The organism is [Borrelia] finlandensis (assembly GCF_030438365.2).
GTDB lineage: Bacteria > Spirochaetota > Spirochaetia > Borreliales > Borreliaceae > Borreliella > Borreliella finlandensis.
This window is the reverse complement of sequence record NZ_CP124070.1, coordinates 622,477-647,473: the sequence shown is the minus strand read 5'-3', so window position 1 is coordinate 647,473 and position 24,997 is coordinate 622,477. Positions and strand designations below refer to the sequence as shown.

Below are 24,997 nucleotides of genomic sequence, written 5' to 3'. Positions count from 1 at the left end.
ATTAAGTGTATAAATTCAATAATGCTTTGTCAATGTTATTATTTAAAAGCATTATTATAAAGTATAATACAAAATAGCTTGCTAATAAATATAAATTACTAAATTAGCATTTATTATTTATATGGTTAAATGAAAAGAAATTTTTATCTCATTGTCCTTTTTATAGCTAATAACTGCTTTTCCATTGATTTTTGGGATACGATGGAAAGAGAAAAATTAATAAATGAAATGGTAAGCAAAATGCAAGATCATGAACTACTGGGGCAAATGTTCATGATAAGCTACCCAAATCAATCAATCACAAATTTTGTTCTTGATTTTATAAGTAAAAAAAATCTTGGGGGAATTAAAATTTTTGGATGGAACGCAAAAAATTTAAAAAATTTAACAGAAAGTATTCATAAAGCTCAAAAAACATCTCAAAATAATAAATTTAAAATTCCTTTATTTGTAGCAACAGATCAAGAAGGGGGATTGGCGCAACACATAAAATTAAATACATCAGAAACAATTGGCAATCTTGGAATTGCAGCATCGCTTTCTCCAAAAGATTCTTATAATACAGGATATTACATAGCACAAGAGCTAAGGCAACTTGGAATAAATCTAAACTTTGCACCCATAGTAGATATATACAGTCATGAAAATAATTTTGCAATAGGACCAAGAACATATTCGGATAACCCCAAAATAGTATCACTTCTTTCTCTGGCTTTTTACAAAGGACAAAAGCAAGGAGGAGTAATTTCTACTGCAAAACATTTCCCAGGACACGGCAATACTACCCTTGACTCTCATATCAATATTCCAATAATAAATTCTAATTTACTAGAAATAAGCTTAAATGAACTTTTACCATATAAAATATTAATCCAAGAAAACATTCCCGTAATAATGACAGGTCATTTAGCATATCCAAAGCTTACAAATGGAAAAAATATCCCTGCATCATCCTCAATAAAAATAATTAAAGACATACTGAGAAAAAAATTAAAATATAATAACATAATAATTACTGATGACCTTTTAATGAACGCAGTAAACTACAATAATGAGAGCATTTATAATACGATTGAAAGAATAGTTAGAACCAAAAGTGACATTTTTTTAATATCTTTAAATGAAAATATACAACAAAATGCTTACAACATGCTATTAAACTTAATGAAAAAAGATTCAGAAATAAAAAACAATATTATTGAATCTAATAAAAGAATATTAAGAATAAAATTAATGTACTTAAAAGAAAATAAAAATAAATCTGATCTTTATCCTAATTTCAACAAAAATGAGAAAATATATTCAAAAGAAGGTGAAAAATTTTTTGAACAAAACACATTAAGGAGTATTACAAAAGTAAGAATAGAAAAAGAAATATCTAAAACCAAAAAAACACTTATAATATCTCCTTACTACAAAATGATTACAGAAGGTAGAAAAATATTTCAAAATACATACGCTTATTATTACAACTATTATCCCTTAAACGGAATTAATCCCCAAAAACTCGACGAAATTAAAAAATTAATTAATAAATTTGAACAAGTAATATTTAATTTATCCACACCTGGAAGCTTGAAATATTTAGAAAATTTGAAAGAATACAAAGATAAAATAAGCGTAATTGTATCTCTTACGCCTCACCATATTAAAAAATTAAATTGGATAAAAAACATAGTAATTATTTATGGAACAACACCCTTGGCATTTAAATCTGGATTTTTAACACTCACTAAAGATTTTGATCCAAAAGGAACCATCCCTTTAAAAAATATTATAAATAAATATTATCCTTAATGTATGCTAGCATTCGATTTTTTACAATCTCTAGAGAACCTTGTTTGATTCTAAACCCGCTGGCATTTTTATGCCCACCGCCTCCAAAATCTTCTGCCAATTTTCCAACATCAAAAGAATCTTTAGATCTTAGCCCAACTATAATCGAACCGTCCTCCATTTCCTTTAAAATGCCTAAAATTTCATTATTCTCAACATTGCTTAAAATCATATAAAAAAGCTCATTAACCCCACTAACTCCACCATCTTTGCCAGAGCTAGAAGAAGATAAAAATGTAAACAAAACCTTTCCATTCCAATAAGATTCAAGATTGTTAAGCATTAACTTAAGAGTTTCTATTGATTTTAGGCTTTTGGTGGCTTCTATATAGCTATAAACTTCTTTAAGGCTTATTCCTTTTGAAACCAGTCTTGCAACCATTTCAAAAGGCTCTGGATCACTTCTTGAAATAAATTTAAAAAAACCAGTATCAGTACAAAATCCTACTAAAATATACCAGGCCTCTTCTTTTGTAAGATCATGTCCAAACTCTCTTATCAATTTTTCAATTAAAAAAGTAGTAGAAGGCGCAAAAGGATCAATATAGCCCTCACATTCTAATTTTTCTCCAGACATATGATGATCGATTACTAAAGTAGGCATATTCTTTACATAAAAGATAAATTCATCACCTATCCTATCTAAAATCGAGCAATCTAAAATAATAACTGAATACTCTGAAATCTCAATATTGGGCCATTCAGATAAAAACTTATCCTTAAAAGGAACTATTTCTTTTCTAATAAAAGGACCTTCATTTAACAAAATAGAATTTTTACTAATTCTTGAGAGAAAAGACGATAAAGCTAACGAAGAACCTATGCAATCAAAATCAGGATCTTTGTGCCCAATAATAATAAAATTATTATATTTTCTAATAAAATTAATAACATCTCTCATAATAAAGTTCGCAAACCTTCCGCAAAACAAGTTTTTGGCTTATTTTACATTGACTATATTACAATATTTCAATAAAATAAACCACAATGGCTAATAAAATATAACAGGTGGAAAATTTTGGAAAAACTAAAACAAGAAGATATAGATAAAGCATTTTATATGGCAGAAAAAGCACGAAATAATTCATATTCTCCATACTCAAAATTCAAAGTAGGTGCCTGCATTAAGACCAAAACAAACGATTTTTTCATTGGAACAAATGTTGAGAATGCAAGTTTTGGAGCAACTTGTTGCGCAGAAAGAAGTGCAATTTTGAATATGATTGCAAAAATTGGTGTACAAGCAATAGATTTTTTATTGCTTAATACAAGTCCTGAATCTATTCCGTGCGCTATATGCTTGCAAGTAATGGCAGAATTTTTTGATCAAGATACAAAAATAATAATAACAGAATCTAAATCATTTAGTGAAAACAAAACGCCAATAAAAATTTATACATTAAAAGATTTACTTAAAGCTCCTTTTGATAAAAAAGAGCTACGAAGAGTAACATAATCTCAACTTGCAAAAAATTAAATCAATTTAATATCTTTAGAGAAACTAAAGCACTTGCAAACTTATTTAATTTGTTGCTTTCAAGAGTATTGGCAGATAAATCAAATACATTTAAAATAAGTTTTTTCTCATCAGAATTAAAATTATATTCCAAATCTTCAAATAATAAAAAATTAATAATTGGAACAAATTTTTCTATAAAGCTGTATAAACTATTATTAACATTATAGGTTTCATAATAATAATCAAATATATCTTCTAATGACCTTTTGTCAAACTCTTTTAAAATCTCGTAAAAAATATTTTTAATATTATCAACTAAACTGTGCAAATCATTATTATTTAAAATAATTTTTTTACATTTTTTCACAAAAAAATCTGCTTGCCGCATAAAATATCCCTCACTTTTGCCCCCAACAAACCAAGATTGAGCTTAAATTTAATAAATGATAAAATTTAACATTACTGCTAATATGGTAAAATTATGCAACAACTAGGAGAATGTTACAATTATGGTCAAGGTAATAAGCTTAAAAAACATTCATAAATTTGCTTATTTAAAACTGGATACTTTAAAAAAAGAAGATATCTACATTGTTTATATTGAAACTAATTCAAAATTAATTGCAAATCTTAAAGCAAAAGCAAAAGCTGATCAAATTGAAATAATTAATTTTTATATTGATGATGATTTTAAATTGGAAGGCATAGAAAGAATAATGATTAGCAATTTAATTCACTACGGCAAAAAAAATAAGTTTAAAACAATTTCATGCCAAATTGCTGAAATACAAGAAGAGCTTTTAAGCTTGGGATTTGAACATAACGATTCTAAATATAAAAAAGAATTAGCACCTGAAATAGAAGAAGATAAATTTGTAATGGGAATAGGAATAATCTCTATATTTACTGAAGTAGCATCAATATCTTCTAAGCTTACTGTTGGAATATTGTTTAATTCATTTGCACTTATTGCTGATGCTTTCCACGTGATGGCCGACTTTGTTTTATCTACAATAACTTATTTTAGTTTGAAAATTACAAGCAAGCCTGAAACCATCCATTATCCTTATGGACACAAACTAATGGAAAGCTTAATAGCTTTTATCATGGGAATAATTATACTTATGACGGGATTTACACTATTTCTAAATACAACCGGATTAAATAAATTTATCACTCTTGGGGGAGAGTCTGGATTTAATATACACATACACCAGAACAAAAATAAAAATGATACTATATATGAACATGACCACTACCACTCACACGATCACGATCATAACCACGACCACAACGAAGAAGACAAAAAAAACATACTAGAAATATTCTCAAATAAATCTCTTAAAAAAAGCTTGTGGATACCACTAACCCCCTTCATTTTTTTTATAGTGAAAATAATAGAATATTTGACAAAATTTCAAATAGGAAAAAGATACAACAATCAACTTCTCTTAGCACTAGCTTCTGCTGATAAAAACTGCATATTCTCACATGGTGGGATTACACTAAGTTTACTGCTTGCAACCTACATGTGGAGTGGCTTTGACAAAATTATGTCTATATTTATTGGCTTTATCATAATAAAAGAAGGGCTTAACGTAATAATAAATAACGCAAACAATTTGCTCTCAAAACAAAATATAGATCTTAAAAGAAGCGTAAAAGACACGTTAAAAAATTCAAATATAAACTTTAAAACACTCAATTTTCATAATCAAGGCAACAAACTTGTGCTTTATATCAAAATAAATTTAAATTCAGAAAATGACTTTAAAAATTTTATAAATAAAACACAAGATATTAAAAATATCATAAAACAAGAATATAAAGAAATAAATGATATATATTTTTTAGTCTAATTAAATTAATAATAAACAAATAATTGACACTCATAATAAAGTTGTGCTAACATTTTAAATTGTAAGACGCAGGGTAGAGCAGTTGGTAGCTCGTCGGGCTCATAACCCGAAGGTCATAGGTTCGAGTCCTATCCCTGCTATGCTTTATTTTGAATATGTGAGGAATTGATGAATAGAAAACAAATAGCTAAAGGCAAGCTGGTAAGGAGATTTGGTATCAACATTTTTGAGCAGCCAAAATATGACAAAATCCTCAAAAAAAAGCCACATCCTCCCGGAATGCACGGAAAAGCCAGAAAAGCTAAAATCACAGAATATGGAAAACAATTAATAGAAAAACAGAAGATAAAGTTTACTTATGGTGTAAGTGAAAGGCAGCTAACCAACACTTTTAAAGAAGCAAAAAAACATCACGGTGTTACTGGAGACAACTTGCTATCAATACTTGAAAGAAGAATTGACAATGTTGTATATAGGGCTGGATTTGCCATCTCAAGAGCACACGCAAGGCAAATGGTTTCTCACGGTATTATTATATTAAATGGAAGAAGAGTTACAATCCCTTCAATAATACTAAGAACAAATGACCAAATTCAAATAAAAGAAAAAGATAGCCTAAAAAAATTAATAAGATCAAATATAGAAAAAACTTCGTCTCTTAGAAATTTGCCAACTTGGATAGAAGTAAATGCTGATGATTTAAACATAAAAGTAAAGCATGCTCCATCAAGGGACGAGATACCTACGCTTGCTAATGAACAAATGGTTGTAGAATATTATTCTAAGAGAGCATAAAATATCTTTTATTTCTGCATTATTAAAGGAAAAAAGTGGCTTTAATTGGCCACTTTTTTATTTACCCTTTTTTTTACCCTTTGAAAAACTTTTACCCAAATTATTCTTAGCAAAACAAGAAAAACTATTATTCTTTCTCAAGCCCTTAACATTAGGCTGAGCGCTAAAAGACGCTCTATTGCCCGAAGGCTTTCTAACTCCATCTTTCATAGATCTACTCCTAAAATATAAATTTAAATATGTATATTTTTAAATAATATTCAAATAATCAAAAACTTCTTCCAAGCTGGAGACAAACTTAACATCTATATTGTCCTTAACTTCTTCTGGAAGCTTAGAATAATCTTTTTTATTATCTTTGGGCAAAATAACTTTACTTATACCGTTTCTATAGGCTGCTAAAACTTTTTCTTTAATACCGCCCACAGGAAGAACAAAGCCCTTTAAAGTCACCTCACCGGTCATTGCAAGGTCCAAAGGAACTTTCTTATCAGACAATATCGAAGCAATTGCTGTTGCAATGGTAATACCTGCAGAAGGCCCATCTTTTGGAGTTGCTCCTTCTGGAAAGTGCAAATGAATTTCAGGACTTTCCTTCACATCAAAATTAAGCTTAGAAGAATAGGTCTTAACTATAGAATATGCAAGCTGTGCACTCTCTTTCATAATAGCTCCAAGACTACCTGTTAGGATAATGTCTCCTTTTTTCTCAAACTTAGTTGCCTCAACAGGAAGAACCGTACCACCATAATTTGTCCAAGCAAGCCCATAAACAAACCCCGAAGAATCAATCTTAATTAAATCCAAGTTATCCTCAGTATCAACATAATTATAATAATTATTAATATTGATTATTTTATAAATACCTGGAATATCAGGATCATGAGTAAAAAGCGAATTATTCCCATGTATCAAAGAACTTGGTGAATAAAAGTTGCCTTTGATGATTTGATCTTTAGAATACTCATAAAGCAGCTCCCTTACAAGTCTCCTGATCAAATTAGTCAAAACTCTCTTTAGCCCCCTTACACCAGATTCCATAGTATAGTTTCTAATCAAATTAAAAATAACATCATCTTCTATTCTTATATAAACTTTGTCCAAAAAACTCTCTTTAATTATGCTTGGAATCAGAAAAATCTTAGCAATCTCTAACTTTTCAATATAAGAATAACCCTCAACCTTAATTATTTCCATTCTATCCAGAAGCGGCTTTGACATACCATTAAGAGAATTGGCTGTTGTAACAAATAAAACATTAGAAAGATCATAAGGAATTTCTAAATAATGATCTATAAACTTATAATTTTGCTCCGGATCTAAAACTTCTAAAAGGGCAGATTCGGGATTTCCCTTATAACTACTATTAATTTTATCTATTTCATCAAGAAGAATAACAGGATTGGATTTGCCGGATCTTTTCATTGCGTTAATAAAAACACCCGGAAGAGAACCAACATAAGTTCTTCTGTGCCCCCTAATTTCTGCCTCATCTCTTAAGCCACCAAGAGATATTTTAACAAATTCTCTAGACAGCGATCTTGCAACAGATTCCACAAGAGATGTTTTACCAATACCAGGAGGCCCCACAAGACATAAAATAGGAGCTTTGACCTTAGAATTAATTTGATAAACAGCTAAAAAATTTATTATCTTTTCTTTTGCTTCATCCATACCATAATGAGAATTTCTTAAGATAAACTCAATCTCGCTTAAATGATTTTTCATAACAGTATTTTCATTCCATGGAAGATCTAATATTAATTCTATATAACTTCTAATAATATTAGCATCGGGTGAATTCATCTGCATTTTAGATAATCTAGAAATTTCTTTTTCAATCTTGGATTTAACATCTTCTGGAATATCTTTAGAGTTTAATCTATCAATATAATCATTTTCATCTTTACCCAATCTTTTTTGTATCTCTTTAACTTGTTCAGAAAGAAAATAATCCCTTTGCCCCTTATCCAACTTAGCTCTAACTTTAGAATTAATATCTCTTTTAAGATCTAAAAGATCAATTTCAATGTTTAAATTAACAATTAACTTTTCTATTCTGATTTTAACATTTAGCTCTTGCAAAAGCTCTAATTTTATGCTATTTTCCAAATTTGAATTAGAAGCTATAATATCGACAAGCTTACTTGGATTCTCAAAATAATTAATTGGTTCATTATCCGCATCATAAGATTTTAAAGATAAGGAATTTCTATAAGCTTCATAAGTTTCTTTTAAAAATTTAGAATAGGTAAAAAGCTCCCTGTTTAATCCATTAGAATCAGGCACAAAAGTAACTTTAGCTCTCAAATAATCATTTTTTTTGGAAACACTGCCTATAAGAACCCTACTTTGACATTCAACTAAAACTTTTATTACGTCTTTACTAACCTTTATAACTTGAATAAGTTTAGAATAAGTACCCACAGAGCATAGATTTTTAACCACTCCCCTATCAGATTCATCATAATTAGGTTCATTTGGATAAGCAAATAAAATCAATCTTTCCTCTAACATGGATTGAGCTATGGAATTAATTACATATTCATTATCAAAGGTTACCCACAATGTCATATTGGGGAAAAGAACATTTTCTTTTAAAATAACAATTGGAAGATCTTCTTTTCTATTTTTTATCATATTTAAGATTGATTTCATATAACTCTTTTGCCCAAGGTTTTTTAATTGCATTTCCCACCAAAATTAATGGGTTAACATCTGCATTTAAAACAGATTCTTTTGTAACAACAACCTTCTTAGCCTTACCAATAGAAGGAACCTCGAACATAACATCTTTAAGAAGACCCTCTAAAATAGATCTAAGACCTCTTGCTCCAGTATTTTTTAAAATGGCTTCATCTACAATTGATTCTAAAGCATCTTTTTCAAATACCAATTCAACATTGTCCATTTTAAACATATGATAATACTGCTTAACAATAGAATTTTGAGGATCAACCAATATTCTCAACAAATCCTCTTTATTCAACTTTTCAAGATACGAATGAACAGGAAGTCTGCCAACAAACTCTGGTATTAAGCCAAATTTAATCAAATCTTCCATTTCTAAATACTTTAATGAAGTATCTTCTCTTATATTCTTTTTTTCAATTGCTGAAAACCCAATAGAACTTTTATTTATTCGATTCTTAACAATGTTTTCAAGTCCAACAAAAGCACCGCCACATATAAAGAGTATATTTTGAGTATTAATTTCAATAGTATCCTCATAGGGATGCTTTCTACCGCCTCTTGGAGGAACATTGGCAACCGTGCCTTCAATTATCTTTAATAAAGCCTGTTGAACCCCTTCTCCAGAAACATCTCTTGTTATTGAGACGTTTTCATTTTTTTTAGCAATTTTATCTATCTCGTCTATATAGATAATCCCTTTTTCAGCTAAGCTAACATCCCCATGAGCAGCATGTATCAATTTAAGCAAAATATTTTCTACATCCTCGCCAACATATCCTGCTTCTGTCAAAGTTGTAGCATCTGCTATTGCAAATGGCACATTCATCTCTGCAGCCAACGTTTTTGCAAGCAAAGTTTTACCACTGCCTGTAGGACCAACCAAAAGTATATTAGATTTTTCAATCTCAATACCATTGTCATATTTATTATTTTTCAATATTCTCTTATAATGATTATAAACAGCCACAGATAAGACTTTTTTAGCATCTTCTTGCCCAACAACATGCATGTCTAAATGATCTTTAAGTTGTTTGGGAGTTGGCAAACCGTTGGACTTAGAATCTAGCGGCTTACACAACTTTTCTTTAAAAAGATTGTGACATATTTTAGAACATTCCGGACAAATCGCTACCCCATTAGATATAACAACATTACCACCAAGCTCAGCGACACTAAGTCCACAAAAAGAACACTCTTTTACTTTTTGACCTTTTACTCTTGCCATAAAAACTTTTACCGAAAATAAAACTACTCCCTTACTAAGATACTATCAATAAGACCATATTTAAGAGCATCGCTTGAAGTCATAAAATAATCCCTTTCCATATCAAGAGCCAGTTTTTCCTTATCAACTCCTATCTGATTAGACATAATATCTATTATTAATTTTTTAAGTCTTAAAATTTCATTAGCTTGTATATTAATATCACTAGCCTGACCACTTATTCCACCCCAAGGCTGGTGAATCATTATTCTAGAATAAGTCAGAGATTCTCTTTTACCCTTAGCACCACCAGCAAGCAAAAAAGCACCCATTGAAGCGGCTTGCCCAATGCAAATTGTCCTTACATCGGGCTTTATATATTGCATAGTATCATAAATCGCAAGTCCTGCAGTAATACTGCCGCCTGGAGAATTCAAATAAAGATAGATGTCTTTGTTTGAATCTTCTGATTCTAAGAACAAAAGTTGAGCAATCACCGTATCTGCCTTAGGATCATTAATCTCACCACCCAAAAATATTATGCGCTCCCTAAGCAATCTTGAATATATGTCAAATACTCTTTCATAATTTCCCGTATTCTCTATTACGGTGGGTATTAAATTATGCATAAACTCCATTTTTCTTACTCACAAATTTTATAATTAACAAAATCTCTAAAATTTAGTTTTTTACACTTTACCTCTTTAATATTTTCCAAAATTTTTTTCTTAGCTCCTTCCCTTTTAATATCATCCTTTAAATAAGAAATCAAATTTTGATCTTCATAAAATTTTTTAATCTCCTCATAGCTTACACTTAAATTCTTAGACTGCCTGGCCATTTCATCTTCAATATCGCTTTCATTAACTTTAATTGGGTCTAAATCTACCATTTTCTGCATTATCAGCTTAGATTTCAAATTCCTAAGAATCTCATCTTTTAAATTATCACCACCAATATATCCTGAAGAATAAAAAATACTTTTAAACTCTTCAAGGCTCATACTATTTTTATTTTGCCTTTTGGTATCCTTAAAAGCAATTTCAATTTCAGCCTCAATCATTGAATGGGGAATATCTATTTCTAATTTTTCAGAAATAGTAGAAAAAAATTTATTTAGCTTTAAAGTTTCTTTTTTTTCTTCAACAATGTTTAAAAGACTAGATCTTATAAAATTTTTAAGATCATCTAGTGTATTATATTTATCACTAATATCCTGTGCAAACTCATCATCTATTAAGGGGAGATCTCTTTTTTTAATACTCTTAATCTTAATCTTCAATTTTCTTGAAGAACCCGCAAGTTCTTCAAATTTGTAATCTGCAATATAAGATTTTTCTACAACTCTCTCCTCATTTATTCTCATACCAATTACATCTTTGTCAAAATCATAATAGGTCTCAGATTTTCCAACCGTAAAAACAAAGCCTTGTCTTTTTGTTGATACTATCTCATTTGAAAGGTCATCAAGCTCAACAAAATCCACTTTAACAATGCTATCTTCCTTGACAACTCCTTCCTTATCTTCAATGATAATTGAATTTTCTATTTGAAGATTCTTAATCTCATCATCAATATCAGAATCATCAATAAAAACTTCAGGAATCTCCACTTTAATATCAATCTCATCAAAACTTGGAATTTTAAATTCAGGATAAGTCTCATATGTAAAAGTAAATTCAAAATCTTCGTCAAGATTCAATTTTAAATTTTTTTCCTTTACAGTAGGAGTAGCATAACTTAAAGGCATTTTGGACTCTTCTTTGAAAAATTCTTTAAGAGAATTATTAATCACTTCTTCTAAAACGGTAGCTTTTAAACCCTCAGAATATTTATTCTCAATAATATTAATAGGAACTTTTCCAATTCTAAAACCTTGAATCTTAAGGCGGGAAGAATAATCTTGCAACAATGAATTGTATTTTTCCTGAATAGCGTTTTTTGAAACTCTAATGGAAACCTCAACTTTTGAACCTGGAAGAAGCTTAATATCTTTACTCAAAATCACTGTTAATGCCTCAATTAAATTTTATTGATAATTATTAAAAAGCGAAAGACGGGATTTGAACCCGCGACTTCCACCTTGGCAAGGTGACACTCTACCCCTGAGTTACTTTCGCATTTTTACAGAAGGTGGGAGTCGAACCCACACGCCAAAGGCACTAGATCCTAAGTCTAGCGTGTCTGCCAATTCCACCACTCCTGCATACTTCATACTCAAAATAGTATACAAAAACTTAAAAGCTTTTGCAAGTATACCTAATCTACTAAATAAATAATAATTTCGCACTCAGCAGGAGTCGAACCTGCAACCTTCGGATTCGAAGTCCGCCGCTCTATCCAATTGAGCTATGAATGCAGTTAAAAATAAAATTGATTAAAGGGTGATTGACGGGGCTTGAACCCGCGACATTCGGAACCACAACCCGACGCTCTACCAACTGAGCTACAACCACCAATAACTAGTGACTATGATTATTATAATATTTTATAAATATTTAATTCCTAAGTCAATAAAAGATAAAAATAATAAAAGCCATAAGACTTTTATTAAAAAATTTATAATAAAACATTAAATTTTTTTAAAACTAAAATTTTTGAAATCTTTCTAAGCTTTTTTTTAAAAAATCATAAACTCTAATAGTTGAAGAAATATTTACTCTTTCCCTAATAGTATGAGGCCATTCAATCCAAGGGCCAAGAGTAACAGATTCTATACCCCCCAACCTAGAAGATATTATGCCTGTTTCAAGCCCTGCATGTATTATGGAAACATTGGCATCTTCAAGATACATCTCTTTATACACTCCTTGAAGATGTTTTAAAAGATTGCTATTTTTATCAGGCTCCCAAGAAGGATAGTCATAAATTATACGCAAATTGGCTCCCGACAAATCACTTATTGATTGTAAATGATTGCAAACATACTCTTTGTCTGAGTCCAATAAAGATCTTATTAAAAAAGTAAAAATATAATCCTCTTGCATTTTTAAAAGACTTGAAAAATTTAAAGAGGTCTTTATAAGCTTATTTTCATAATTTTCTACTTTTTGAACTCCATGTAAAAATCCCATTCCCATATTTAGAAGCTTATTTTTGCTATTTTCATCAAGAACTTTAACTGATGAAAATTCTCTTTTATTAACAACAATATCAAATTCATCTTCAAGAGAATGTATACTTCTAACTTTAAGTACGAAAAGTTTAAGCTCTTTCTTTAATAAATCATAATCGGTATCATCTATAAAGATTAAGGCCCTGGCTTCATTTGGAATTGCATTGCTACTGTCTCCACCAAAAATGCATTCAATCTCAAAATTAATATTTGCTTTAATTTCAAAAAGAGCAAAAAACATTAATTTTAAAGAATTTGCCAAATCCAAATGAATATCTGCTCCAGAATGGCCACCTTTAAGCCCTTTAAACAAAATCTCTAGCTTTGTTTTTTTCGTTACAAGGCTATACTGAGGAGAAAAAACAATTTCTACAAGTCTTGATCCAGCACAACCAACTGTAAAATAACCTTCTTCCTCTCCATCAAGATTAATAAGGCTTTTGCCACTACATAAATTAGAATCAAGACCAAGAGCACCTATTAAACCTATTTCTTCATCAACGGTAAATAGAAGTTCTAAATCAGGATGAAGAAAACTATTGGCTTCGCTCATAATCCCCAGCATCATAGCTACTCCAATCCCATTATCAGCTCCAAGAGTAGTCCCCACTGCCTTAAGATATCCACCCTCTTCAATAATTTCAATTGGATCTGTTTCAAAATTATGTAAACTGGATTCATTTTTTTCGCAAACCATATCAACATGAGATTGTAAAATAATAGGATGCATATCAATATTATTATTTGACTTTATCTGCACCACAATATTACCAACACTATCTTCTTTAAAAGAATAGCCAAATTTTTTGGCTCTCTGCTTAATAAAATTAATAATTCCTTTAACATTTCTTGAACATCTTGGAATTTTTGATATCTCTTTAAAAGAATCAATTACAATACTCACAATAACTTTCCTTTGATTAAATTAAATCCATAAATATACTTAGATTTAATTTATAATTAATCATATAATATACTAAATTAATCTTTAAATTCATTCAATAAATTTAATAATGTTGGTTAAGCTTTGTTTTCAACAAAATCTACACAATAATTAAAATTTAAAAATTCTTTAGGAATTTCTGAAATAAATCTTGAAGGCAACTGATCAAAAATTTGCCTATCTTTTTTGCGCTTATTAGCCATAGTAATAACAAGAGAATCTTTTGCGCGAGTTAACGCAACATAAAAAACTCTCCTCTCTTCTTCTAAGTCAACCTCACTATCTTCAATGATTCTATAATGAGGAATAATATTGTCTTCAACAGCAATAAAAAATACATAATCAAATTCTAAACCTTTAGCAGAATGTACTGTCATTAAATTAATATTAATATTTTCAGCTTCCTCACTTACTTCGTTAGATTGAAGAACTATGTAATTTAAAAAACTGCTTAAATCTCTCAACTCACCAAATTGTTTGGATTCCCAATTTTTAATTATACTTAAAAACCCTTCTATATTTTGATACTTATATTCAGCCACTTTGATTGAATTGGGATTTTCACTAACCAAAAATCCCCAATATTCAATACTTTCTATCATTTCTTTGATTGTATTGGAATACGTGTTTTTTGTTATACTAAATTTATATTGATACTCTTCAATAAAAGATACAAAATCTTCTATGCTTTCAATGACCTGCTTATTTAAAGCCTTGTCATAACTAGAAATGTTTGTAAAAGAAAAAGTAATGTCACAAAGAGCATCATAAATGCAACAACCTTTCTTGTCTGCTATATCTCTAATTTTTTTCAAATATTCCTTACCAATCCCCCTTCTTGGAACATTAATGATTCTAAGAAGATCATAATCACTTTTAGGATTTATTATTACATTCAAATAAGAAATAATATCTTTTATTTCTTTTCTCTGGAAAAAAGATGTTCCCCCCGAAACTTTATATTTTATGCCCTGTCTTCTAAAAATCATCTCAACGTTTTTAAAAAGAGCATTGGTTCTCATAAGAATCCCTATCTTTTTAGACTTAAAACCCTCTAGCCTTGAAAGCTCTATTATTCGATTTGCAACAAACTCAGATTCTTGAATTTCATCCTCAAATATAAAAACATCTATAACTTTGCTACACATCTTTGAAGACCACAAGGTCTTTTCTTTTCTATTTTTATTATTTAAAATCACAGAATTGGCAACGTCTAAAATATTTTTTGAAGAACGATAATTTTGTTCAAGCTTTATTTCTTTAACGTTGTAATCTTTTTCAAATTGCAACATGTTGTTATAATTAGCCCCGCGCCAAGAATATATCGACTGGTCATCATCTCCAACACAACACAAATTACTATGATTTATCAAAAGGCGAATAAAATTATATTGAATCAAAGAAGTATCTTGAAACTCGTCAATCAAAACATATTTATATCTTTTAGAATATTTATTTCTAATATCAGAATTATTACTTAACAATTCTTTTGGCTTTAAAATCAAATCATCAAAATCAAAAGAATTATAAAGCCTTAATCTCTCTTCATAAAGCCTGTAAATATTTATATCTTCTTCCTTTAAATCATTAAGAGTGAGAATACCGTTTTTTAAAAGTGAAATAACATTGCTAAACGAATTTAAAGAAACTTTTTTATTAAAAAGACCCTCATCAAGTAAAATCTCTTTAAGAAGAGAGATTCTATCATTGTCATCATAAATGCTAAAGTTTTTTCTATATCCTAACAATTTATAATTTTCTTTTAAAAAGAAAAGCCCAAAAGCATGGAAAGTTGAAACCATAAGATTACTAAGAGGACTTTTTAAAATTTTTTTAATTCTGTCTTTCATTTCATTAGCAGCCTTGTTGGTAAAAGTCAAGGCTAAAATTTCCCTCTGAGCAATGCCCTTTAAAAGCAAATACGCTATTCTGTGAGTAACAACCCTTGTTTTTCCACTACCAGCACCAGCAATAATTAAAAGAGCACCTTCAATAGTAGTAACTGCTTCATATTGAAATTGATTGAGAGAATTTTTAAAAAAATCATCACTAGACAAAATTAAAAAACCTTTGTTCCGTCTGGATATTCCACAATAACCTTAAAGTTTTCAGGAAAAGCAAAAATTTTTCGCGACTTAGATTGATCAAAATCTTTAGCTAAGATTGGAATACGATACTTATTTAATGTATTAACGGCAAACTCTGAATTTTCAAGCCCCACCTTAACCGATCCTTTTGCCATAAAATTAGTTCCCCCAAAAAGCTTGGCCTTAAGATTACTTTTACTAGCTCCATTTTCGAGCATTGCATTTATTAACATAGGAATAGCATAAATCCCATATCTTCCCCTTTGATCAGGAGATATGTCAAGATCTGACTTAACTAGAACATAATGATTCATTCCAATTAAATTGTTTGATTCGTCGTAAAGCACAACAGCAACACAAGAACCAAGAATTGTAGAAATCACCCTTTTATTTGAAACAAAAGCTTCACCAGGAACTACTATCGTAACATCGCGTTTTAATTTAAAATTAAAATGATTTAACATAAAATTAATACTCTCTTGAAAAAAAATTTATAAAACTCTTATAAAGACCTTGCCAAAACCCTAATCTTTTTACCTTACCACTAAACAAAGCAACATCCCCTATTTTTTCATTTTCTAAAAAAATCATAGCCCTCCCAACAGGCATGTCCCCACTAAGTGGAGCAACCAATTTATCAACAGTATAACTTATATTAATTTTATCAAATTCATCTTTAGTTAAAATATAATAAAAAGGCTCTTTAGAAAAAATAGCAACTGTATCCACTGTACCATTATAGACTTTTTCTTTTAATTTTACTATTAAAGGAAATTTAGAATATTCATTAAATCCATATTCAAATAAATTTTTTGCAATCGAAGATCTCATTTTCTCTCCAAATCCATTAATTCCTTTTTCAACCCCCAATACAACTGCTATTAATCTTCTCTCACCCTTTTTAGCAGTAGCAACAAGATTTAAGCCCGATTCCTTAATATATCCCGTTTTAATGCCATCTGAGTAAGGATAATCATATATTAATAAATTAGCATTTCTTTGTTTTAAGTTTAAAAATTTTGATGACAAAGCAGTTCCTAAATTTTTACTCTTTGGATAAATAAAATACTTTAAAGAATGAATATTAAGCATAAATTTAAACTTTTCTATATAAGATTTCACAAAAAAAGCCATATCTAGTGCTGCAATCTTATTCTCGCTGCTATATCCAGAAGGTTCAACAAAATGCATATTAAAAAGTCCTAAATTTAAAACATTAATATTCATTAAATTAACAAAGCTATTTAAATTGCCTACTACAAACTCAGCAATTGCAATAGAAGAATCATTGCCCGAAGAAACTGAAAGTCCCTTTAAAATCTCTTCAAAATTAACAATTTGACCTTTTTCTAAAAACATTAAAGAAGAATTGGGGGGCGCATTATAATATGAAGCAGAATCGCTAATAGGAACTATGCTTTTTAATTTTATATTTCGCTTTTCAGCTTCAATTAAAGCTGTATAAATTGTAACAATCTTTGTAAGCGATGCTGGAGGAAAAACCAAATTGGGCTTCTTAGAATAAAGTATTCGCTTAGTATCAAAATCCATTAAAACTATTGATTTTGCATACTCTGACAATTTATTAATTTCAGCTAAATTAACTGCAAAAAGATTATAACAAAACGGAAAAAAAATTAAAAATAAAGTTAATAACAATTTCCCAATAACATAGATACTATTCATGTTGTAATATTAAAATTATATATTATTTATTGATTGTTAATTACAATACAATTAAAAAGGAGCCATTTTTATGAATTCTTATGATTTTATAACAGCTTTGATACCAATAATCCTAATAATTATTGGACTTGGCATAATAAAAAAGCCAGCTTACTATGTAATACCCATATCATTAATAGCCACCGTTGCTATAGTTATATTTTATAAAAACTTGGGAATAGTAAACACAAGTCTTGCAATGCTTGAGGGCGCCTTAATGGGGATATGGCCAATAGCAACTGTAATTATTGCTGCCATATTTACATACAAAATGTCAGAAGATCAAAAAGATATAGAAACTATTAAAAATATTTTATCAAACGTGTCTTCTGATAGAAGAATTATAGTATTACTAGTTGCATGGGGATTTGGAAATTTTTTAGAAGGAGTTGCTGGATATGGAACTGCTGTTGCAATTCCTGTATCAATATTAATAGCAATGGGATTTGAACCATTTTTTGCCTGCTTAATCTGTTTAATAATGAACACCTCATCAACCGCCTACGGATCTGTGGGAATTCCTATAACATCTTTAGCTCAAGCAACTAACTTGGATGTTAACATTGTTTCATCTGAGATTGCATTCCAACTAATATTTCCAACCTTAACAATACCTTTTGTACTGGTAATTCTTACAGGAGGGGGCATTAAAGGATTAAAAGGAGTATTTCTTCTTACCTTACTCTCAGGAATGTCAATGGCAATATCTCAAGTATTTATATCAAAAACTTTGGGCCCAGAACTTCCTGCAATCCTTGGAAGCATTCTTTCTATGACAATATCAATAGTTTATGCAAAGTTTTTTGAAAATAAAGAAACTACTGAGCACCAAAGCAAAAACACAATATCCTTATCAAACGGAATTATTGCCTGCTCACCCTACATTTTAATAGTAACTTTTATAGTACTTGTATCTCCTCTTTTTAACAAAATTCATGAATACCTAAAAACTTTTCAAAGCACTATTAGCATTTATCCAGAAGCAAATCCCCTACACTTTAAATGGATTATCTCTCCGGGCTTCTTGATTATACTTGCAACAATAATATCCTATTCAATACGGGGAGTTCCAATGTTAAAACAGCTAAAAATATTTACATTAACCTTGAAAAAAATGGCATTATCTTCCTTTATAATCATATGCATTGTTGCAATATCAAGATTAATGACACATAGTGGAATGATAAGAGATCTTGCTAATGGAATCTCAATAATAACAGGTAAATTTGGACCATTATTTAGCCCACTAATTGGAGCTATTGGGACATTTTTAACAGGAAGTGACACAGTTTCAAATGTTCTTTTTGGACCTTTACAAACACAAATGGCAGAAAATATTGGAGCAAATCCTTACTGGCTTGCAGCAGCAAATACAACAGGAGCAACTGGAGGAAAAATGATTTCTCCCCAAAATATCACAATAGCAACAACAACTGCCGGATTAATTGGACAAGAAGGCAAGCTTTTATCAAAAACAATAATTTATGCTTTATGCTACATTTTAGTAACGGGATTGCTAGTTTATTTAGTATAAATTAATGATTTAAAATAAATAAGATTAATTTATACTAAAATTAATCTTATTTATAGATTTGAATAATACAAAAATCACAAAATAATAATATGGCCTTGAATTTTTATTTAATATTTTAATATTATATACATGTTATATATATGTTAATATGTTATACATAATAGCATGTCTATAATATATTTATTAATACGTTTAATTAAAAACTAAAACTAATAAAAGTTATAATTGCAACAGGAAGGTATAATTATGAAAAGCCAGATTTTATATAAATTAATTATATTTTTAACCACATCTGCAGCAATATTTGCAGCAGACGCATTAAAGGAAAAAGATATATTTAAAATAAACCCATGGATGCCGACATTCGGATTTGAAAACACAAGTGAATTCAGATTAGATATGGACGAGCTTGTTCCTGGGTTTGAAAACAAAAGCAAAATTACCATTAAGCTTAAACCATTTGAAGCTAATCCCGAATTAGGCAAAGACGATCCATTCTCAGCCTACATTAAGGTAGAAGATCTTGCACTAAAAGCGGAAGGCAAAAAAGGCGATCAATTTAAAATTGACGTAGGAGATATTACAGCCCAAATCAATATGTACGATTTTTTTATTAAAATAAGTACTATGACAGATTTTGACTTTAATAAAGAGTCTTTATTTAGTTTTGCACCTATGACTGGATTTAAAAGCACTTACTATGGATTCCCAAGCAATGATAGGGCAGTAAAAGGGACAATTCTTGCAAGAGGCACTTCTAAAAACATAGGAACAATTCAGCTGGGATACAAACTCCCAAAACTCGACCTTACATTTGCAATAGGGGGAACAGGCACGGGTAACAGAAATCAAGAGAATGACAAAGACACTCCATACAATAAAACATATCAAGGAATCCTTTATGGAATTCAAGCAACATGGAAGCCAATAAAAAATCTACTTGATCAAAACGAAGATACTAAATCTGTAATTGCAGAAACACCTTTTGAATTAAATTTTGGCTTGTCAGGAGCCTATGGAAATGAGACATTCAATAATTCATCAATAACATACTCTTTAAAAGATAAATCCGTAGTTGGCAACGATTTATTGAGTCCAACTTTATCAAATTCTGCAATTTTAGCATCTTTTGGAGCTCAATATAAGCTTGGATTAACAAAAATTAATGATAAAAATACCTATCTTATTTTGCAAATGGGAACTGATTTTGGAATAGATCCTTTTGCAAGCGATTTTTCTGTATTTGGACACATCTCAAAAGCAGCGAATTTCAAAAAAGAAACACCCTCAGATCCTAATAAAAAAACTGAAATATTTGATCCAAATGGCAATGCTCTTAATTTCAGTAAAAACACAGAATTGGGAATTGCATTTTCAACAGGAGCAAGCATAGGTTTTGCTTGGAATAAAGATACCGGCGAAAAAGAATCCTGGGCAGTTAAAGGATCTGATTCCTACAGTACAAGACTCTTTGGAGAACAAGATAAAAAATCTGGAGTTGCATTGGGAATAAGCTATGGACAAAACCTTTACAGATCTAAAGATACAGAAAAAAGATTAAAAACCATATCTGAAAATGCATTTCAAAGCTTAAATGTTGAAATTTCAAGCTATGAAGACAACAAAAAAGGTATTATAAATGGACTAGGATGGATAACATCTATCGGACTTTACGATATTTTAAGACAAAAATCTGTAGAAAACTATCCTACAACAATTTCAAGCACTAATGAAAACAATCAAGCTGTACAAAGCTCAACAAGCGCAAAGGCCACAACCCCTAATCTGACATTTAAAGATGCAATGAAACTTGGCTTAGCCTTATATCTTGATTATGCAATTCCAATAGCATCCATTTCAACAGAAGCATATGTAGTACCTTACATTGGAGCATACATTTTAGGACCTTCTAATAAACTCTCAAGCGATGCTACAAAAATTTATTTAAAAACAGGACTTAGCCTTGAAAAACTAATAAGATTTACAACAATTTCTCTTGGTTGGGATTCAAATAACATTATAGAACTTGCTAATAAAAACACAAATAATGCTGCTATTGGAAGTGCTTTCTTGCAATTCAAAATAGCCTACAGCGGAAGCTAACAGCAAAAGAAGGGCTTTGGCCCTTCTTTTTTATCTTTAAAAACAATTGAGTGATTACCTTATATTTCTTTCCTTGCAAATTTTTTCATAAGCATCTTGAATTTTTATAAATTTATCATTTGCATCTTTTTGCCTTACAGGATCATTTGCAAACTTATCAGGATGATATTTTATAACAAGGCTTTTATACGCCTTTTTAATCTCATCATCGCTAGCACTATATGTTAAACCCAAAACACTATAGGGATTTACAATTTTAATATTAATATCTTTATAAGCTTCATAACCATCAGATTCAAGTTCTAAAAAAATACCAACATAAGAAATAAATTTTTCAGCTTCTAAATTTTTATACCTAGAAAGTCTGTTAATTTCTTTAAGAGTGGCAAAAAGCCATATAAAAAGATCTTTGTGCTGAAAATAACCAAGCTTAAGGGTATATAAAATTTTATCAGCATTATTATTTTTAGTAATAGCAGAATGAAAAATAGTATACAATTCTGATTTACCACGTTCAGACAAATTCAAAGAATTGATAATAAAATTGACATAATTTAGCTGCTCCCCAGTTACAGTTCCCAAAATAGATAGCAATTTAGCCATTAATAAAAAAGAAAGTTTATAAAATTCAAACTCTCTAGATCTAGAATATGAGTAATCCCTTGTAAAGTATATTCTAAAAACACCTAAAAAACTAAATAATATCAAAATAAAAGGAAATAAAATAAAAAGCATTGCTATTAAAACGGGATTGAAAATAAAAATAAACAACAACACTAAAAAAAACACTCTAATTGGGCTTGGCATTTATTGATCATAACCTCCAGCGTAATCAAGGCATGTCAAAATCTCTAATAAATCTTACAACTTCCTTTTTTATTTGTTTTAATTCAATATCAGACTTTGCCTTTAAAGCTCTAACAATAAATTTAGCAACATTTAAAGAATCGCTTTCATTTAGGCCTCTAGAAGTAATAACAGCGCCCCCAATTCTAATACCAGAAGCCAAAGAAGGGCTTTTTTTATCAAAAGGAATAGCATTTTTATTTAAAGTAATATTTACACTCTCAAGTAATTTCTCAGCATCAGCACCGGTGAGATCCGAACTACTAAGATCAACCAAAAACAAATGATTGTCTGTGCCCCCACTAACAATACGAAATCCTTCCGATTTGAAATATTCAGCCATAACTTTAGTATTTTTTATTACGTTAGCAATGTATTCTTTAAAACTTTCTTGAAGAGCTTCTTTGAATGCAATAGCCTTACCCGCAATAACATGAACTAAAGGACCCCCTTGAGTTCCAGGAAAAACTGTAGAATTTACAGCATTAAACAAAGGCTTCTCTTTTCCATTAAAGTTTACTAATTTGTCAAAATCCTTTCCAGAAAGTATTATTCCACCTCTTGGCCCTCTTAAAGTTTTATGCGTAGTACTTGTAGTAAGATGCGCCACATCAATTGAAGAATTATGAAAACCGGCAACAATAAGGCCTGCAATATGAGCAATATCACACAAAAGATAAGCAGAAACATCATCTGCTATTTCTCTAAATTTTTTAAAATCAATTTCTCTTGAATAAGAAGAAGCTCCAGCTATTATTAAATTTGGCCTGCAATCTCTAGCTATTTTAAGAACTTCATCATAATCAATTAGCTCAGAATCTCTAGAAACACCATAAAAATAAGTGTTAAAAAATATACCAGAAAAATTTACCCTGCTGCCGTGAGTTAAATGCCCCCCATGAGATAATTGCATACCAAGAATCCTGTCACCTGGGCTAATAAGAGCCATTAAGGCAGCCATATTGGCCTGAGATCCGCTATGCGGTTGAACATTGGCATACTTTGCACCAAAAAGCTCTTTTGCTCTTGAAATTGCCAAAGCTTCAATCTCATCAATAAAAGAACAACCACCGTAATATCGATTCAAAGGATATCCTTCAGCATACTTATTAGTTAAAATACTGCCAACAGCCTGCCTTATCTCTAAAGATGTAAAATTTTCAGAAGCAATAAGTTCAATATGTTCTCTTTCTCTTAATTTTTCCTTTTCAATTAAATTAAATATTTGATCATCTCTCATTAAAAATTATCCTCCAAAACAAACCTATGCATTAAAGAATACGTTCCGTTTGTCAAGCTTTTATACTTTAAAAAACCAGAATCTAAATATCCATCAAAAAATTCATTTTTATCATAGCTCTCTTTGCATCCATATTGAATATAGTCATCAGACATATCCAAAAAATACTTAGAGCTATCCTTAAATAATACTGCATTTATTATATCAAAATATACAAAACCAACCCCAGCTAAAAAAAATTCAAACCAAAAATGCTCTTTTAATTTAAGAGAATTAGAATCATAGTAAAGCCCAACTATATTTCTCAGAGGAATATCATACTTTAAAAATAATAAATTAGTAAGAACTATTAAATTGCCAGATGTAATTTTTCTTTCTTTAATAGAATCCTTTAAGCTCAAATTATTCTCAACAACTTTAAAATTTGAAGCCAAAACATCAACAATTGCTTTAGCTAACTTATAAACTGAATTGCTGCCAGCGGTTTTAGATAAAATTAAAGAATCTAAAGACATTAAATCAACAGAGCTGTAAGATAAATAATCTTTTTTTTTGTCTTGAACATACTTTTTGTACTCTTGATTGCTAACATCTCTATTAACTTCAATACTTTCTAAGTATTTCGCATCTAAAAATTCCAAATTAAGTTTATAAGTTTTTACCCTGGTCTTAAAAATAAATTTATTTGTCTTCAGGTTTTCAAAAAATAAATTACCAATATTAAAATCAAGATGCTCACTATTGCGCTCCGTAATTTTTTGACGCTCATTCTCAATTGGCCTTAAATAGAAGATATTGAAATTAATATCTTCGGGATTTGAATCAAAATTACTACTAACATCTTGACTAAAATAAATCTCTTCAATTATTGCAAACTCTTTCGAATCGCTCAAAGTCCACTTAAAAAAATCATTTTTAACAGAAAACGGAATTTTATTGCTTTGAATATTGTCCAATAAAACATAAAGCTTACCACCAGAATTTAAAGTTTTAGGAGAAACAAATTCTACTCTATTCTCAGAAACATCTAAAATATTTTGAGGTAAAATTGTATAAAGTTTATCCTTAGTTTCAAGAAAAATTGTAATAGTATTAAAAGGCGAAAACAAATTCATACCCTGCAATAAAGTTGAAGAATTTGCATTTAAAATTATTTTATCCTCTGAAAAAATAAAAGGGATATCTTTCCTATTAAGCTTAACAGGCACTTGCCTACTAATAACAAGAAAAAGTTCATTGCTAGTACCCCTTTCGCCTTTTACAAAAATAAGTCCAGAATTCACTTCATCTGTAATTTTAAAAACTATTTCCGTGTTATTCCAGCTAATAATGCTACTTTTAACCAAATAATTATTGTTGATATTAATCTCCCCTGTACTGTAGCCCAAATTATTTCCTTTAATAATAATAATATCCTTGTGCGAAGTGGGAATTGGAGATATATCATAAATAATTGGCTTTGAATAAAATAAAAATCCAGAAAAAACAAATAAAAATAAAAAAATAATAAAAATTAAGCTTAAATAAAAATATTTGTTTTTTAAAAAAATAGCCAAA

20 protein-coding genes and 5 tRNA genes are annotated in these 24,997 nt (G+C 29.6%); 7 read left to right on the top strand and 18 right to left on the bottom strand.

All coding sequences use genetic code 11. The features are described from left to right. Window positions 1–201: 201 nt before the first annotated feature. Window positions 202–1,797 (top strand): glycoside hydrolase family 3 N-terminal domain-containing protein, encoded by a 1,596-nt coding sequence (locus tag QIA19_RS03665; RefSeq protein ID WP_301365899.1) that lies wholly within the window; start codon window positions 202–204, stop codon window positions 1,795–1,797. On the opposite strand, the gene QIA19_RS03660 is transcribed toward QIA19_RS03665, so the two are convergent. Next, window positions 1,775–2,737 carry a DHH family phosphoesterase gene (locus QIA19_RS03660; RefSeq protein WP_008882163.1) on the bottom strand — a complete coding sequence of 321 codons (963 nt, stop codon included), beginning with the start codon at window positions 2,735–2,737 and terminating at the stop codon, window positions 1,775–1,777. The genes QIA19_RS03665 and QIA19_RS03660 overlap by 23 nt on opposite strands. Window positions 2,738–2,854: 117 nt before the next feature. On the opposite strand from QIA19_RS03660, the gene cdd reads away from it, so the two are divergent. Then, window positions 2,855–3,292 (top strand): cytidine deaminase, encoded by a 438-nt coding sequence (gene cdd / locus QIA19_RS03655; protein ID WP_301365896.1) that lies wholly within the window; start codon window positions 2,855–2,857, stop codon window positions 3,290–3,292. Window positions 3,293–3,314: 22 nt separating this feature from the next. On the opposite strand, the gene QIA19_RS03650 is transcribed toward cdd, so the two are convergent. Continuing rightward, complete coding sequence (locus QIA19_RS03650; RefSeq protein ID WP_301365894.1) at window positions 3,315–3,683, bottom strand: hypothetical protein; 369 nt, start codon at window positions 3,681–3,683, stop codon at window positions 3,315–3,317. A 121-nt stretch (window positions 3,684–3,804) separates the two neighbouring features. Between QIA19_RS03650 and QIA19_RS03645 the strand changes: the two genes are divergently transcribed. The 3 genes from QIA19_RS03645 (at window position 3,805) to rpsD (ending at window position 5,949) form a co-directional block, all read left to right on the top strand. After that, window positions 3,805–5,154, top strand: coding sequence for a cation diffusion facilitator family transporter (locus QIA19_RS03645; protein WP_301365892.1), 1,350 nt, complete (start codon window positions 3,805–3,807; stop codon window positions 5,152–5,154). A gap of 67 nt (window positions 5,155–5,221) precedes the next feature. Continuing rightward, a tRNA-Met gene (locus tag QIA19_RS03640) sits at window positions 5,222–5,294 on the top strand. A gap of 28 nt (window positions 5,295–5,322) precedes the next feature. Continuing rightward, window positions 5,323–5,949, top strand: a complete 627-nt coding sequence (gene rpsD / locus QIA19_RS03635; protein WP_301365888.1) for a 30S ribosomal protein S4 — start codon at window positions 5,323–5,325, stop codon at window positions 5,947–5,949. Between the two features lie 57 nt (window positions 5,950–6,006). On the opposite strand, the gene QIA19_RS03630 is transcribed toward rpsD, so the two are convergent. The 13 genes from QIA19_RS03630 to QIA19_RS03570 all read right to left on the bottom strand — a co-directional run bounded on the left by QIA19_RS03630 (window position 6,007) and on the right by QIA19_RS03570 (window position 17,678). Continuing rightward, window positions 6,007–6,159, bottom strand: coding sequence for a hypothetical protein (locus tag QIA19_RS03630; RefSeq protein ID WP_002656638.1), 153 nt, complete (start codon window positions 6,157–6,159; stop codon window positions 6,007–6,009). A gap of 39 nt (window positions 6,160–6,198) precedes the next feature. Continuing rightward, a complete protein-coding gene (gene lon, locus QIA19_RS03625; protein ID WP_301366238.1) occupies window positions 6,199–8,589 on the bottom strand; it encodes an endopeptidase La in 2,391 nt (796 codons plus the stop codon). Next, on the bottom strand, window positions 8,576–9,868 hold the full coding sequence (gene clpX, locus QIA19_RS03620; protein WP_301365885.1) for an ATP-dependent protease ATP-binding subunit ClpX: 1,293 nt from the start codon (window positions 9,866–9,868) through the stop codon (window positions 8,576–8,578). Before clpX ends, lon begins: the two co-directional genes overlap by 14 nt. Window positions 9,869–9,891: 23 nt before the next feature. After that, the gene (gene clpP, locus QIA19_RS03615) at window positions 9,892–10,476 is read right to left on the bottom strand and encodes an ATP-dependent Clp endopeptidase proteolytic subunit ClpP (RefSeq protein ID WP_301365883.1); all 585 of its coding nucleotides are present in this window, start codon (window positions 10,474–10,476) and stop codon (window positions 9,892–9,894) included. Between the two features lie 14 nt (window positions 10,477–10,490). Beyond that, window positions 10,491–11,855, bottom strand: a complete 1,365-nt coding sequence (gene tig / locus QIA19_RS03610) for a trigger factor (protein ID WP_301365882.1) — start codon at window positions 11,853–11,855, stop codon at window positions 10,491–10,493. A 40-nt stretch (window positions 11,856–11,895) separates the two neighbouring features. Beyond that, window positions 11,896–11,967: transfer RNA gene (locus QIA19_RS03605), tRNA-Gly, on the bottom strand. A gap of 5 nt (window positions 11,968–11,972) precedes the next feature. Continuing rightward, window positions 11,973–12,053, bottom strand: a tRNA-Leu gene (locus QIA19_RS03600). A gap of 79 nt (window positions 12,054–12,132) precedes the next feature. Next, window positions 12,133–12,206: transfer RNA gene (locus tag QIA19_RS03595), tRNA-Arg, on the bottom strand. A gap of 24 nt (window positions 12,207–12,230) precedes the next feature. Next, window positions 12,231–12,303 (bottom strand) — tRNA-His (locus QIA19_RS03590). Between the two features lie 132 nt (window positions 12,304–12,435). Next, window positions 12,436–13,866: a beta-Ala-His dipeptidase gene (pepD, locus tag QIA19_RS03585; protein ID WP_301365880.1), complete on the bottom strand. Its 1,431-nt coding sequence runs from the start codon at window positions 13,864–13,866 to the stop codon at window positions 12,436–12,438. 116 nt (window positions 13,867–13,982) lie between these two features. Then, entirely contained in the window at window positions 13,983–15,962 is a 1,980-nt protein-coding gene (locus QIA19_RS03580; RefSeq protein ID WP_301365879.1) for an ATP-dependent helicase, read from the bottom strand. A gap of 2 nt (window positions 15,963–15,964) precedes the next feature. After that, entirely contained in the window at window positions 15,965–16,456 is a 492-nt protein-coding gene (cheD, locus tag QIA19_RS03575) for a chemoreceptor glutamine deamidase CheD (protein ID WP_301365878.1), read from the bottom strand. Window positions 16,457–16,460: 4 nt separating this feature from the next. Next, window positions 16,461–17,678, bottom strand: coding sequence for a D-alanyl-D-alanine carboxypeptidase family protein (locus tag QIA19_RS03570; protein ID WP_301365876.1), 1,218 nt, complete (start codon window positions 17,676–17,678; stop codon window positions 16,461–16,463). Window positions 17,679–17,748: 70 nt separating this feature from the next. On the opposite strand from QIA19_RS03570, the gene QIA19_RS03565 reads away from it, so the two are divergent. Further along, on the top strand, window positions 17,749–19,251 hold the full coding sequence (locus QIA19_RS03565) for an L-lactate permease (protein WP_301365875.1): 1,503 nt from the start codon (window positions 17,749–17,751) through the stop codon (window positions 19,249–19,251). A 246-nt stretch (window positions 19,252–19,497) separates the two neighbouring features. Further along, complete coding sequence (locus QIA19_RS03560) at window positions 19,498–21,354, top strand: integrin-binding adhesin P66 (protein WP_301365873.1); 1,857 nt, start codon at window positions 19,498–19,500, stop codon at window positions 21,352–21,354. 54 nt (window positions 21,355–21,408) lie between these two features. Here QIA19_RS03560 and QIA19_RS03555 read toward each other — a convergent pair whose 3' ends face one another. The 3 genes from QIA19_RS03555 to QIA19_RS03545 are packed head-to-tail and all read right to left on the bottom strand — an operon-like array spanning window position 21,409 to window position 24,996. Beyond that, the gene (locus QIA19_RS03555; RefSeq protein ID WP_301365870.1) at window positions 21,409–22,161 is read right to left on the bottom strand and encodes a J domain-containing protein; all 753 of its coding nucleotides are present in this window, start codon (window positions 22,159–22,161) and stop codon (window positions 21,409–21,411) included. Between the two features lie 25 nt (window positions 22,162–22,186). Beyond that, window positions 22,187–23,440 carry a serine hydroxymethyltransferase gene (glyA, locus tag QIA19_RS03550; protein WP_301365868.1) on the bottom strand — a complete coding sequence of 418 codons (1,254 nt, stop codon included), beginning with the start codon at window positions 23,438–23,440 and terminating at the stop codon, window positions 22,187–22,189. Next, on the bottom strand, window positions 23,440–24,996 hold the full coding sequence (locus QIA19_RS03545) for an IPT/TIG domain-containing protein (RefSeq protein WP_301365866.1): 1,557 nt from the start codon (window positions 24,994–24,996) through the stop codon (window positions 23,440–23,442). The genes glyA and QIA19_RS03545 overlap by 1 nt, the downstream gene beginning before the upstream one ends. Window position 24,997 lies beyond the last annotated feature (1 nt).

Bases quoted from the DNA above. Each gene is read 5' to 3' on its own strand.
- QIA19_RS03665 (WP_301365899.1), top strand. From the start codon at position 202: ATGGAAAGAGAAAAATTAATAAATGAAATGGTAAGCAAAATGCAAGAT.
- QIA19_RS03660 (WP_008882163.1), bottom strand. From the start codon at position 2,737: ATGAGAGATGTTATTAATTTTATTAGAAAATATAATAATTTTATTATT.
- QIA19_RS03650 (WP_301365894.1), bottom strand. From the start codon at position 3,683: ATGCGGCAAGCAGATTTTTTTGTGAAAAAATGTAAAAAAATTATTTTA.
- QIA19_RS03645 (WP_301365892.1), top strand. From the start codon at position 3,805: ATGGTCAAGGTAATAAGCTTAAAAAACATTCATAAATTTGCTTATTTA.
- rpsD (WP_301365888.1), top strand. From the start codon at position 5,323: ATGAATAGAAAACAAATAGCTAAAGGCAAGCTGGTAAGGAGATTTGGT.
- QIA19_RS03630 (WP_002656638.1), bottom strand. From the start codon at position 6,159: ATGAAAGATGGAGTTAGAAAGCCTTCGGGCAATAGAGCGTCTTTTAGC.
- lon (WP_301366238.1), bottom strand. From the start codon at position 8,589: ATGATAAAAAATAGAAAAGAAGATCTTCCAATTGTTATTTTAAAAGAA.
- clpX (WP_301365885.1), bottom strand. From the start codon at position 9,868: ATGGCAAGAGTAAAAGGTCAAAAAGTAAAAGAGTGTTCTTTTTGTGGA.
- clpP (WP_301365883.1), bottom strand. From the start codon at position 10,476: ATGCATAATTTAATACCCACCGTAATAGAGAATACGGGAAATTATGAA.
- cheD (WP_301365878.1), bottom strand. From the start codon at position 16,456: ATGTTAAATCATTTTAATTTTAAATTAAAACGCGATGTTACGATAGTA.
- QIA19_RS03570 (WP_301365876.1), bottom strand. From the start codon at position 17,678: ATGAATAGTATCTATGTTATTGGGAAATTGTTATTAACTTTATTTTTA.
- QIA19_RS03565 (WP_301365875.1), top strand. From the start codon at position 17,749: ATGAATTCTTATGATTTTATAACAGCTTTGATACCAATAATCCTAATA.
- QIA19_RS03560 (WP_301365873.1), top strand. From the start codon at position 19,498: ATGAAAAGCCAGATTTTATATAAATTAATTATATTTTTAACCACATCT.
- QIA19_RS03555 (WP_301365870.1), bottom strand. From the start codon at position 22,161: ATGCCAAGCCCAATTAGAGTGTTTTTTTTAGTGTTGTTGTTTATTTTT.
- glyA (WP_301365868.1), bottom strand. From the start codon at position 23,440: ATGAGAGATGATCAAATATTTAATTTAATTGAAAAGGAAAAATTAAGA.